An 11,994-nucleotide genomic window follows, 5' to 3' on the forward strand; every position below is an offset into this window, starting at 1 on the left:
CATCGGCGCCGCGGGCATTCCGTATGTGGCCCTCCCGCGGCGCCGATCCCACCGATCAGGCGATTCCGGTCACCAGGGCAGCGCGTTGCGCAGGCGGCCGACCAGTGTGCGGCCGGTATCGCGCTCCCGCTCGTTGAACAGGAACTGCAGTTCTTCCTCGAGCCCCTTGCGCACCACATCACGCAGATCCGCGGCCGCACCGTCGAGGTCGTCGGCTTCCATCCACGGTGTGGGGTCGATGGGCGCGCCCGCCGAGAAGTAGAACCGTTCCGGGCGGGGCAATGGGGTCGGGCCGATGCCCTTGACGAGCGGCGGACTCAGCTCGGTATTGATACCGAGCAGTCGGCACGTCCAGCGCACCGGGGACATCACCGGGTGCTGACCGTCGAAGACGATGTCGTAGGCATCGTCGATGCCGATCATCGCCAACGGCACGATCGGCACCCCGGCCTGGATCGCCATCCGCGCGAAACCGGTGCGACCCTCCCACTTCAGTTCGTACTTCTCGCCCTGGCGGCGGATCGCCTCACGGCCGCCGCCGGGGAACACCACCACCGCTTCCCCGCGTTCGAGCAGTGCCAGGCAGTTCGAGCGAGTTCCACGCACCGTGCCGAAATGGTGCAGGAAATCCCGCACGCCGGGCACCATCAGCACATGCTCGGCCAGACCACGCACCAGCCTGCCGCGCTCACGCAGGATCGCGGGCATGATCAGCGGCGCGTCGATCCCGCCGAGCAGGTTGTGGTTGGCCACGATCAGCACCGGCCCTTCGGCCGGAATGTTGTCCAAGCCGTAGAACTTCGGGCTGGTCCACAACCGCACCGGCGCGAACAACGCTTCGAAGGCGCGGATATCCCATTCACTCGGCGCCGGGTCCAACGGCGCTCCGTCCGACAGGACTCCGGCCGAGAGAGCAGGGTCGCCCTGCGAAACCCTGTTCTCCGTCATAATTTCCGTACCATCATGGTCGTTCGACATAACACCCTCCTGTCTGTCGCTCTTCGACCATAGCGTCCGAGAATGACTGTGTCGCATCGGCATTTGTCCGCAACCGGCAGGCAAACCAGCGGGAAAGATCAGCTGAGCGCCGGCTCGGCGGGACCGGAGTGGGCGTACTCGGACAGGGCGGCGGCCAAGGCGTGCGGCACGCGCGCGCGAACCCGGGTGCCACCCTCCTCGTGGTCGGCGGTGACGATCCGGCCGTCGGCGTGGATCCGGGCCAGCAGGTCGCCGCGGCTGTAGGGCAGCAGCACACTGATGTCGACATCGAGTCCGCCGAGCACCTCGGGGAGCCGCTCGCGCAACTCCTCCACGCCCGCACCGGTCTGCGCGGAGACGAAGGCCGCGTTCGGCAACATGCCACGCAACCGGGTGAGCTCGTTCGGGTCGGCGGCATCGATCTTGTTGACCACCAGCAGTTCCGGCGGCGCCTGCGTGCCCTGCTCCTTGATCACGTCGGTGATCACCTCGCGCACCGCCCTGATCTGCTCGAGCGGCAGCGGGTCGGAACCGTCGACGACATGCAGCAGCAGGTCGGCGCCGGTGACTTCTTCCAGGGTGGAGCGGAAGGCCTCGACCAGCTGGGTCGGCAGGTGCCGGACGAAGCCGACGGTGTCGGTGAACACCATCTCGCGGCCGTCGTCGAGCGCGGCCCGGCGGGTGGTCGGGTCGAGCGTGGCGAACAGCGCGTCCTGTACGAGCAGGCCGGCGCCGGTGAGCGCGTTCATCAGGCTGGACTTGCCCGCGTTGGTATAACCGACGATCGCGATCGAGGGCACCCCGCTCTCGCTGCGGCGTGCGCGCATGGTGTCGCGGGCGGTCTTCATCTCCCGGATCTCGCGACGCAGCTTGGCCATCCGCTCGCGGATGCGGCGACGATCGGTTTCGATCTTGGTCTCACCGGGACCACGCGTACCGACACCACCGCCCGCGCCACCCGCGCGGCCACCGGCCTGACGCGACATCGACTCACCCCAGCCGCGCAGGCGGGGCAGCATGTATTCCATCTGCGCCAGCGCGACCTGGGCCTTGCCCTCGCGGGAGGTGGCGTGCTGGGCGAAGATGTCGAGGATCAGCGCGGTGCGGTCGATGACCTTCACCTTCACGACCTTCTCCAGCGCGGTGAGCTGCGCGGGAGTGAGCTCACCGTCGCAGATCACGGTGTCGGCGCCGGTGTCGAGGACGATGGTGCGCAGCTCTTCGGCCTTGCCGGAACCGATATAGGTGGCCGGGTCGGGCTTGTCGCGGCGCTGGATGAGCGCCTCGAGGACCTCCGAGCCCGCCGTCTCGGCGAGCGCGGCCAGCTCGACCATGCTCGCGTCGGCCTGGGCGGAACTGCCGGTGGTCCAGACACCGACCAGCACGACGCGCTCGAGGCGCAGCTGGCGGTACTCGACCTCGGTGATGTCGGTGAGCTCGGTGGACAGCCCGGCGACGCGGCGCAGCGAGGTGCGCTCGTCGAGCTGCATCTCACCCCTGGTCGGTTCGGCCGCCCAACCGGGCTGTTTCATGCGGGCCGCGTGGCGGGCCAGCGCATCATCGACGTCACCGCGGTCGGCGGCGACGTCGGGATCGGCCGCACCGTTCTGCTCGGCCGATGTGGATTCTGTGGGTTCTACTGGTTTCGTCATACGTTCTCCATGCTGCCATGTCCGGGCGACAGCGTGCACATGGTTATCGGTCCTCCTGCGCGTCCCACCACTGTCGCGACAGCGTTCCCGTGGCAAGGAGCACCGAGGGACCGCGCAACCAGGCACGTCCGTCGGCGAAGGTCACGCGCACCTGCCCGCCGGGCACACGCACCGTCACCTCGCCGGATTCGGTACCGATCGACACGCCCGACGCGGTCAGCGCGGCAGCCGCCGCGGCCACGGTCCCGGTTCCGCAGGAACGGGTCTCGCCGACACCACGCTCGTAGACACGCATGTCGACGGCGTTGTCGGCGTCGAGGGCGGTGAGGATCTCGACGTTCACACCGTGCGGGAAGAGGTCGGGATCGAATCCGGGCGAAACGCTCAGGTCCAGCTTGGCGAGCGCGTCGACGGTCATGCCGTCGTCGACACAGGCCAGGTGCGGATTGCCGACATCGATGCCGATTCCGGCCAGCGCCCAGCCCGCCAGGGTGGCGGTGGAGGGGCCGAGTTCGCGCACGACTCCCATGTCCACGGTGACCTCGCCCTCGGTCGGGCCCGCCGAGTGCACGACCACCGGACGCGCGCCCGCGCGACTGCCGACGACGTACTCGGTGCGCGTTTCGAGGCCGGTGGTATTGAGGTAGTGGGCGAAGACCCTGATCCCGTTGCCGCACATCTCCGCGATCGAACCGTCGGCATTGCGGTAGTCCATGAACCAGTCGTCGGCACCGACGTCGTCGGGCAGTGCGGCCAGCACTCCGGCCGCGAGCAGCGCGCCCGCCTTGGCCACGCGCAGCACACCGTCGGCGCCGAGCCCGCGTTGACGGTCGCACAGGGCGGCGACGCGGTCGGCGGCCAGGTCGAGGCGCACCTCGAGGTCGGGCAGCACCACGAAGTCGTTCTGGGTACCGTGGCCCTTGCTGAATTCGATGTCGGACACGTCCGCCATTGTCCTCTGTGCCACGCTCGGGTCCACTACCGGGCGAACGTGCGCCGCTGTCTGGCGATCTCGTAGAGGCTGATCGCGCCCGCCGACGGCGCGCCGAGCGAGCTGGCGGTGCCGCCCATCGGGATGGTGACCAGGTCGTCACAGGCGTCGGCCCACGCCGAGCTCATGCCGGTGGTCTCGTTGCCGACGACCAGGATCGTGGCCTCGGTGAAGTCGTGGTCGTAGATCGTGCCCGGCGCGTGTTCGTCGGTACCGACGATGCGGGTGGGAATGCCACGAGCGACCTGACGGTCCCGGAATTCGAGGACCTGACCGGGGCCCGCGGCGCGCAGCACCGGCACCGCGAACAGCGATCCGGTCGACGCGCGCACGGCTTGCGGGTCGAACTGATCGGCACCGTGACCGGTGACGATCACCCCGGACGCGCCGAACGCGTCCGCCGAGCGGATCAGGGTGCCGAGGTTGCCGGGCGAGTTCGGCCGATCGAACACGACGACGACCGGGGCATCCTCCCCCGGTTCGCCGGGTTCGTAGTCGGCCAGGTCCGGCTGCTGCGATACGGCGACCGCCACGATCTCGGGCGCGTTGGCCGCCTTCTCCCCCAATTCCGCCATGAGCTCGGGGACCAGGCCGACCTGCGGCACATCGGCGGTGTCGAGGACCTCGCGCGCCCAACTCGACAGTTCGGGGCCGCCGAGCCGGTAGAGCAGCGTTTCCAGTGGCCAGTCGTTGGCCAGCGCCTGGGTGATCGGGCGCACGCCCTGTACGAGGAACCGGCCGTCACGAGACCGTTTGCTCCGGTTGTTGAGGTACGCCTCCCACACCTGTACCGAGGCGTTGCGGGTACTCACTCGTCGCGTCACTGCGCTGTTGGTCCTGTCTGTTCGGTGTTGTTTGCGCGGAGCCTGCCCAGTGCGGTCGTGGCGAGCTCGGGATCGGCGCCGTCGACCCAGGACACGCGAGGATCGCGGCGAAACCACGACCGCTGCCTTCGCACGTATCGGCGGGTGCCGATCAGGGTGCGCTCGCGGGCGTGGTCGAGGTCGTATTCGTTGTCGAGATAGGCCAGCACCTGGGCGTAGCCGATGGCGCGGCGGGCCGTCTGACCCTCGCGCAGGCCTGCGTCGAGGAGTCCGCGCACCTCGTCGACCAGGCCGGTGTCGAACATCAGGGCGGTGCGGGTCTCGATGCGGGCGTCGAGGGCGGCGGTCTCCCGGTCGACGCCGAGGATCGCGGTGTTCCAGCGTGGGGTGCCGATGGTCGGGGCCGAGGCGGCGAACGGGCGACCGGTCAGTTCGACGACCTCGAGCGCACGCACCATGCGCCGGCCGTCGGTGGGCAGGATGGTGGCCGCGGCGACCGGGTCGGCCTGTCGCAGGGCCGCGTGCAGCGCCTGCACACCGCCGTGTTCGAGCAGTGTTTCCCAGCGCGCGCGGACTTCGGGGTCGGTGGCGGGAAAGTCCCACTCGTCGAGCAGTGCCTGCACGTACATCATCGAGCCGCCCACGATGACCGGGGTCTTCCCTCGCGCCATGATGTCGTCGACGATGGCGCGGGCCGCGCTCTGGTAGGCGGCGACGGTCGCGGTCTCGGTGACGTCGAGAACGTCGAGAAGATGGTGGGCGATGCCGCGGCGCTGGTCGGGTGGCAGTTTCGCGGTGCCGACATCCATCCCGCGATAGAGCTGCATCGCGTCGATATTGACGATCTCGCCGTCGAGTTCCCGAGCCAGGTCGAGCGCGAGATCGGACTTTCCGGTGGCGGTGGGACCGACGACCGCGATCGGCCTACTCGTCACTGGTCACCGTCCTGTCCCCGGGTTGCCACACGCTCACGTCGTAGCCGACGCCATAGGGCGCGCCCTGATACAGGGTACGTACCCGCGGATCGGCCGAATCCGCGGCGAACAGACCGCCGAGCACCTGGTAGGCGGCGCGTCCGTCGACGAGCAGTGCCGCGCACAGGTCCGGCACGAGCGCGGCCAGCCCCGCCCGCGAACCCGCGCGCAGGGCGGCGTCGAGGTCGTGCTGAACCGCGGGGGCCCGCTCATCGAGATAGCCGGGCGCCTTGACCGTCAGGGTCGCGGCACCGTCGGCGACGACGAGCACCGCGCACGGGTCCGGCGCGCTGTCGAGCTCGGCACGCAGCGCAGCGCCCGCCGCGGCGCAATCCGCGGGCGACGATTCGGCGGCGAACAGTCTGGCCCGCACCGAAATCCCCGGCGCGACCTGCTCCCGCAACCATCCGGCGATCAGTACCGGAAGGGGAAGCTGGGCGTCTGCTGGAACAGGCTGCTCGCCCACCGGACCGAGCCCGACGACGACATCGGCACCGAACCCACGAAACGTCCCCCTGGTCGCCGAACCGTAGCTCCGGTCATGGCTGCCGACCCCGACGACGATCCACCGGTCGGCGGTCGCGGCAAGAGTGGCCGCGGCGTCCAGGGCGGCCGCGCGCAGCACCAGGGTCGGATCGTCGGGATCGCTGCCGGACACCGGGACTCGCCCACACAGTTCGGGCACCAGCATCGGCGGCGACGGGACCAGGGCCGCTATCGAGAACACGCGGTAACCGTAGCCGCAGCGCGTATACGGGGCCGCATCCGGCGCGGCGCGGGCGTGCGGTGGTCTGCGAGTGTCCGGCGTAGGGATGCTCGCCGAGATTGCTAGTGTTTTCAGGTGCGACTACCCACGTCGTCCGGGACGAAAACCCAGGAAATCCGCTGTTCGATCCTTCGGATCAATGGTTTCCGCGGCTCCGACCGGGTTCAATGGGATGTGCTAGGGCGTAACCAGGCAGCCGTGACGCGCGGCAGGGACGGAGAGCAATGACCGACAGCAACGGAACCGCGAAGCCCACCCCAGGTGCGGCCCCGCGACCGTCCGGTACCCCCAAGCCCGGCGGGACTGCTCCGCGTCCGCCGAAACCGCATGCCGTGAAACCGGCGCCGGGCCCCGATCAACCGCATCCGCACGCCGTGATCGTGCCTGCCGTCACCGACCCGGGCAAGTGGGGTCGGGTCGACGAAGACGGCACCGCCTGGGTGCGCACCGCCGACGGCGAACGCATCGTCGGCTCCTGGCAAGCGGGCGACGTCACCGAGGGCCTTGCCCACTTCGGTCGCCGCTTCGACGATCTCGCGACCGAGGTCGCGCTGCTGGAAGCCAGGCTGGCCGCAGGCGCCGACGCCCGCAAGACCAAGGCCGCCGCGCTGGCACTGGCCGAGACGCTGCCGACCGCGGCCGTCATCGGCGATCTCGACGGTCTCGCGGCCCGCCTGCAGGCCATCACCGAGCATTCCGAGGAAGCCGCCGCGCACGCCAAGGAGGAGAAGGACCGCGCCCGCCACGAGCACACCGAGCGCAAGGAAGCCCTCGCCGCCGAGGCCGAGCAGATCGCCGCCGAGTCCACCCAGTGGAAGGCCGCGGGCGACCGGTTGCGCGAGATCCTCGACGAGTGGAAGTCGATCCGCGGGGTCGATCGCAAGGTCGACGACGCGCTGTGGAAGCGCTACTCCAAGGCCCGCGAGGCGTTCAACCGCCGTCGCGGTGCCCACTTCGCCGACCTCGACCGCGAACGCGCCACCGCCAAGACGCGCAAGGAAGAGCTGTGCGTGCGCGCCGAGGAACTGGCCGACTCCACCGACTGGACCGGCACCGCCGCGGTGTTCCGCGACCTGTTGTCGGAGTGGAAGGCCGCGGGCCGGGCACCGCGCGAGGCCGACGAGTCGCTGTGGCGGCGGTTCAAGAGCGCCCAGGACGTTTTCTTCGCCGCCCGCAACGCGGCGGTCTCCGAGCGCGACGCCGAATTCGACCACAACGCCGCCGCCAAGCTGGAACTGCTCGCCGCCTACGAGCACATCGACCCGGCCAACGGCGTTGACGCCGCCCGCAACTCGCTGCGCGAGCTGCAGGACAAGTGGGACGCCATCGGCAAGGTGCCCCGCGAACGCATGCAGGAGCTGGAAGCCAAGCTGCGCGCCATCGAGAAGCGGGTCCGCGACGCGGCCGATCAGCAATGGCGCCGCTCCGATCCCGAAGCGGTCGCGCGGGCCGCGCAGTTCCGCGAGCGGGTCGCCCAGTTCGAGGACCAGGCCGCCAAGGCCACCGCGGCGGGCAAGAAGCGCGATGCGGAGAAGGCACTCGAGCAGGCCAAGCAGTGGCGCGAATGGGCCGAGGCCGCGGAAGGCGCCGTCAGCAATCTGTGAGTGAGAAGTGAAGAAACCCCCGACCGCTACGGTCGGGGGTTTCTTTGTCTCCCAAGACTATTCGCCGGTGAGGCGCTTTCGGTCGCGGTCCTCGGCTTCGCGTGCCGCATTGCGACGCTGTTCCTCCGCCGCGAGCTGCACGGCGGTGCGGCTCCAGACGACGCGGACCCAGTGGAAGGTCAGCACCATGATCGCGAGAGTGCCCAAAATCAGGCCGATGCCGGGGCCCGCACCCTCGTAGTTGCCGAGGCCGGGGGTCTGGCGATGCCAGATCGAGAGCACGCCGAACACGGAGCCGACAGCGGATCCCGCGCAGGCGAGCCAGGCCAGCACCCAGCGGCGGGTGGTCAGCGCCAGCAGGGAGAAGCCGACACCGAAGACGATGACGAACCACACGAAGATCCGCGACGGCAGGCCGATGTGCTCGACGCCCGCGGCCTCGGTGTCGAGCAGCACGTCGAAGCCGCGCGCGGTGCCCGCGGTCGGCAGGACGAGCGAGATCAGCAGCGCGAAGACCGCGCCCGCCACCACCAGCGCCCGCGCGCCGGGGTCGATCTCACCGGCGATGCGGCGCTCGACAGCGTCGAGTTCACCGCGGAATTGTTCGAAGTCCTGGTCGTTGCGCGCCGGGTTCACCGCGTGTCCGCTCCTGTCCACAGGCTGATCGTTGGCGGGTCCCACTGTGCCATCACCGGACGCGCCGTCCGCAGCCGACCCACTACGACCGGTAGTAGATTCGTCGTCGCTCACGATGCGCAGCCCGTCGAACAGCCGCTCTCGACCGTCTCGACGACCGGTGCGCCGATGCGGGGCAGCCCGAGGCCGACCCCGATCGGCGCCGTTTTGGGCGTGATACCGCGTTCGTGCGCGTCACCGGCCGCGGTGCGCCGATGCGACCTCACCGCGCTGTCGGCGATGAGGTGGTGCGGGGCCGCCTCGGTGATGTCGACGGTGACGATGTCGCCCGGCCGGATACCGGTCACGTCACCGGGACGGAAGTGCACGAGCCTGCCGTCGCGCGCACGTCCGCTCATCCGCGCGGTCACCGCGTTCTTCTTGCCCGCGCCCTCGGCGACGAGCAGTTCCACCTCGGTGCCGATGAGCGACTGGTTGTTCTCCCAGGAGATCTGATCCTGCAGTGCGATCAGCCGTTCGAAGCGTTCCTGCACGACTGCCTTGGGCAGCTGATCGGGCAGTTCGGCGGCCGGGGTGCCGGGACGCTTGGAGTACTGGAAGGTGTAGGCGCTGGTGAAGCGAGCGCGCCGGACCACGTCGAGGGTCTCGAGGAAGTCCTCCTCGGTCTCGCCGGGGAAACCGACGATGATGTCGGTGGTGATCGACGCGTGCGGCATCGCGGCGCGCACCTTGTCGATGATGCCGAGGAAGCGTTCCTTGCGGTAGGAACGGCGCATCGCCTTGAGCACCCGGTCCGAACCCGATTGCAGCGGCATGTGCAGCTGCGGGCAGACGTTGGGGGTGGCCGCCATCGCCTCGATGACGTCGTCGGTGAACTCCGCGGGATGCGGGGAGGTGAACCGCACGCGTTCGAGACCCTCGATCTGTCCGGTCGCGCGCAGCAGTTGCGCGAAGGCGCCCCGGTCGCGCGGCTGTTCGGGATCGACGAAGTTCACGCCGTAGGAGTTCACGTTCTGACCGAGCAACGTCACCTCGAGCACGCCCTGGTCGACCAGTGCCTGAACCTCGGCGAGCACGTCGCCGGGGCGGCGATCCACTTCCTTGCCGCGCAGCGCGGGCACGATGCAGAACGTGCAGGTGTTGTTGCAGCCCACCGAGATCGACACCCAGCCCGCGTACGCCGACTCGCGCTTGGCGGGCAGCGTCGACGGGAACGCCTCGAGCGATTCGAGGATCTCGACCTGGGCGGTCTCGTTGTGCCGGGCCCGCTCGAGCAGCACCGGCAGCGAACCGATGTTGTGGGTGCCGAACACCACGTCGACCCACGGCGCCTTGCGCACCACGGTCTCGCGGTCCTTCTGCGCCAGACAGCCGCCGACGGCGATCTGCATGCCGGGGCGCCCCTGCTTCACCGGGACCAGCTGACCGAGGGTGCCGTAGAGCTTGTTGTCGGCGTTCTCGCGCACCGCACAGGTGTTGAACACCATCAGGTCGGGCGTCTCCCCGGCGGCGGCTTTCGTATAGCCCGCGTCCTCGAGCAGACCGGACAAGCGTTCGGAGTCGTGCACGTTCATCTGGCAGCCGAATGTGCGAACCTCATAGCTACGCTGCGTCCCGGAGCTGCGCTGCGTCGCGCCCTCGGTCGCGTCCTGAACCGTCGAATCCACCTGTCCAGGGTACGGGCAGCCCCGACTGTGACGCGCGTCACGGTTGGGTTCGGGCGATAATACGCAAAGGTAACGGGCAGCCACCGGGTTACCAGCAGGTGTCGTTTCGGCGTGCCGCCACCGGCATGTCCGCGAAAGCCGGGCAATTCTCCAGAATGGACATAAGGTTTCTCACCATGACCGACGACGCCGCACCCGCGACCGGGAACGCCGACGCCGCAGCCGCTGTCGCTGCTCCGCCGATGATCTCGATGCGCAGCGTGGAAAAACACTTCGGTGAGCTCCATGTCCTGCGCGATATCCACCTCGAAGTGCCCCGTGGGCAGGTCGTGATCGTCCTTGGCCCGTCGGGTTCGGGGAAATCGACCCTGTGCCGCACCATCAATCGCCTCGAACCGATCGACTCCGGTGACATCGCCATCGACGGCGTCGCACTGCCCGACGAGGGCAAGGCACTCGCCGCGCTGCGCGCCGACGTCGGCATGGTCTTCCAGTCGTTCAACCTGTTCGCGCACAAGACCATCGTCGAGAACGTCATGCTGGCGCCGACGAAGGTACGCGGGAAGAAGAAGGACGAGGCGCGCAAGCACGCCATGGCCCTGCTCGAGCGCGTCGGCATCGCCAACCAGGCCGACAAGTACCCGGCCCAGCTCTCGGGCGGTCAGCAGCAGCGGGTGGCCATCGCCCGCTCGCTGGCGATGGACCCCAAGGTCATGCTGTTCGATGAGCCGACCTCGGCGCTGGACCCCGAGATGGTCAACGAGGTGCTCGACGTGATGGTGGCGCTGGCCAAGGAAGGCATGACCATGCTCGTGGTCACCCACGAGATGGGCTTCGCGCGCCGGGCAGGCGATCGCGTGCTGTTCATGGCCGACGGTGAGATCGTCGAGGACACCGCACCCGAAACATTCTTCACCGCACCGAAATCCGAACGCGCGAGGGACTTCCTCGGCAAGATTCTCAGTCACTGACTCGCAGCAGCATTTGTCACAAGGAGAAGGAAACCCATGAGGATCAATCGTGCGATGCGCGTCGGAATCGGCGCAGCGGCACTGGTAATGGCAGCCACCGTCACCGCGGCCTGTGGCGGCGGTGACGACAAGTCGGCCCTGGACAACGCCAAGGACGGCAAGCTGACCGTCGGCATCAAGTTCGATCAGCCGGGTCTGGGCCTGCGCAATACCGACGGCACCTACAGCGGCTTCGACGTCGATGTCGCCAAGTACGTGGCCGACAAGCTCGGCGTGAAGCCGGAGAACCTCACGTTCAAGGAGTCGCCGTCGGCGCAGCGCGAGACCCTGATCGAGAACGGCCAGGTCGACCTCGTCGTGGCCACCTACTCGATCAACGACAAGCGCAAGGAGAAGGTCGATTTCGGCGGCCCGTACTACATCGCGGGCCAGGACCTGCTGGTGCCTGCAGCCAACACCGACATCACCGGACCCGACTCCCTGACGGGCAAGAAGGTCTGCTCGGTGAAGGGCTCCACCCCGGCCCAGAACATCGAGAAGAACTTCCCCCAGGCGCAGTTGCAGACCTACGACACCTACTCGCTGTGCATCGAGGCGATGCGTAGCGGCGCGATCGACGCGGTCACCACCGACAACGTGATCCTCGCCGGTTACGCGGCGCAGTCCCCCGGCACCTTCAAGCTGGTGAACAAGCCCTTCACCACCGAGAAGTACGGCATCGGCCTGAAGAAGGGCGATTCGGAGCTTCGCGGCAAGGTCAACGACGCCATCCAGGCGATGATCGATGACGGTTCGTGGAAGGCCGCGCAGGAGAAGAACTTCGCGGGTACCGGTATCGCGGTGCCCGCACCGCCGACCGTCGACCGCTACTGATCAACCACTGATCGTCGGTGACCCGGGGATTCCCGGGTCACCGATGCGGTGTTGTCCT

Annotated in this window: 11 protein-coding genes; 3 read left to right on the forward strand and 8 right to left on the reverse strand. The window is 68.7% G+C overall.

The annotated features are described in order from the left end of the window. Positions 1 to 69: 69 nt before the first annotated feature. From ACLJPD_RS00580 to ACLJPD_RS00605, 6 genes are all read right to left on the reverse strand, one after another. Complete coding sequence (locus ACLJPD_RS00580) at positions 70 to 948, reverse strand: lysophospholipid acyltransferase family protein (RefSeq protein WP_410869683.1); 879 nt, start codon at positions 946 to 948, stop codon at positions 70 to 72. Between the two features lie 128 nt (positions 949 to 1,076). Then, the gene (hflX, locus tag ACLJPD_RS00585) at positions 1,077 to 2,510 is read right to left on the reverse strand and encodes a GTPase HflX (RefSeq protein ID WP_410871873.1); all 1,434 of its coding nucleotides are present in this window, start codon (positions 2,508 to 2,510) and stop codon (positions 1,077 to 1,079) included. Positions 2,511 to 2,673: 163 nt separating this feature from the next. Next, a complete protein-coding gene (dapF, locus tag ACLJPD_RS00590) occupies positions 2,674 to 3,564 on the reverse strand; it encodes a diaminopimelate epimerase (RefSeq protein WP_410871874.1) in 891 nt (296 codons plus the stop codon). 44 nt (positions 3,565 to 3,608) lie between these two features. Then, on the reverse strand, positions 3,609 to 4,445 hold the full coding sequence (locus ACLJPD_RS00595; RefSeq protein WP_410869684.1) for a TrmH family RNA methyltransferase: 837 nt from the start codon (positions 4,443 to 4,445) through the stop codon (positions 3,609 to 3,611). After that, on the reverse strand, positions 4,442 to 5,380 hold the full coding sequence (gene miaA / locus ACLJPD_RS00600; RefSeq protein WP_410869685.1) for a tRNA (adenosine(37)-N6)-dimethylallyltransferase MiaA: 939 nt from the start codon (positions 5,378 to 5,380) through the stop codon (positions 4,442 to 4,444). Before miaA ends, ACLJPD_RS00595 begins: the two co-directional genes overlap by 4 nt. After that, positions 5,370 to 6,146 carry a hypothetical protein gene (locus tag ACLJPD_RS00605; protein ID WP_410869686.1) on the reverse strand — a complete coding sequence of 259 codons (777 nt, stop codon included), beginning with the start codon at positions 6,144 to 6,146 and terminating at the stop codon, positions 5,370 to 5,372. Before ACLJPD_RS00605 ends, miaA begins: the two co-directional genes overlap by 11 nt. 263 nt (positions 6,147 to 6,409) lie before the next feature. Between ACLJPD_RS00605 and ACLJPD_RS00610 the strand changes: the two genes are divergently transcribed. After that, positions 6,410 to 7,789 carry a DUF349 domain-containing protein gene (locus ACLJPD_RS00610; RefSeq protein WP_410869687.1) on the forward strand — a complete coding sequence of 460 codons (1,380 nt, stop codon included), beginning with the start codon at positions 6,410 to 6,412 and terminating at the stop codon, positions 7,787 to 7,789. 57 nt (positions 7,790 to 7,846) lie between these two features. Here the strand turns inward: ACLJPD_RS00610 and ACLJPD_RS00615 are convergent, their stop codons facing one another. After that, on the reverse strand, positions 7,847 to 8,446 hold the full coding sequence (locus ACLJPD_RS00615) for a hypothetical protein (protein ID WP_410869688.1): 600 nt from the start codon (positions 8,444 to 8,446) through the stop codon (positions 7,847 to 7,849). An 89-nt stretch (positions 8,447 to 8,535) separates the two neighbouring features. Then, positions 8,536 to 10,092: a tRNA (N6-isopentenyl adenosine(37)-C2)-methylthiotransferase MiaB gene (miaB, locus tag ACLJPD_RS00620; RefSeq protein WP_410869689.1), complete on the reverse strand. Its 1,557-nt coding sequence runs from the start codon at positions 10,090 to 10,092 to the stop codon at positions 8,536 to 8,538. A 242-nt stretch (positions 10,093 to 10,334) separates the two neighbouring features. Here miaB and ACLJPD_RS00625 point away from each other — a divergent pair, with 242 nt between their 5' ends. Further along, positions 10,335 to 11,063 carry an amino acid ABC transporter ATP-binding protein gene (locus tag ACLJPD_RS00625; RefSeq protein WP_410871875.1) on the forward strand — a complete coding sequence of 243 codons (729 nt, stop codon included), beginning with the start codon at positions 10,335 to 10,337 and terminating at the stop codon, positions 11,061 to 11,063. A 36-nt stretch (positions 11,064 to 11,099) separates the two neighbouring features. Further along, positions 11,100 to 11,936, forward strand: a complete 837-nt coding sequence (locus tag ACLJPD_RS00630) for a glutamate ABC transporter substrate-binding protein (RefSeq protein WP_410869690.1) — start codon at positions 11,100 to 11,102, stop codon at positions 11,934 to 11,936. Positions 11,937 to 11,994: the final 58 nt, after the last annotated feature.

This window comes from Nocardia sp. A7 (assembly GCF_046549215.1).
Taxonomy (GTDB): domain Bacteria; phylum Actinomycetota; class Actinomycetes; order Mycobacteriales; family Mycobacteriaceae; genus Nocardia.

Excerpts from the sequence above, each read along its gene's own strand:
- ACLJPD_RS00580 (WP_410869683.1), bottom strand. The coding sequence starts at position 948 with ATGACGGAGAACAGGGTTTCGCAGGGCGACCCTGCTCTCTCGGCCGGA.
- hflX (WP_410871873.1), bottom strand. The coding sequence starts at position 2,510 with ATGAAACAGCCCGGTTGGGCGGCCGAACCGACCAGGGGTGAGATGCAG.
- ACLJPD_RS00610 (WP_410869687.1), top strand. The coding sequence starts at position 6,410 with ATGACCGACAGCAACGGAACCGCGAAGCCCACCCCAGGTGCGGCCCCG.
- ACLJPD_RS00625 (WP_410871875.1), top strand. The coding sequence starts at position 10,335 with ATGATCTCGATGCGCAGCGTGGAAAAACACTTCGGTGAGCTCCATGTC.
- ACLJPD_RS00630 (WP_410869690.1), top strand. The coding sequence starts at position 11,100 with ATGAGGATCAATCGTGCGATGCGCGTCGGAATCGGCGCAGCGGCACTG.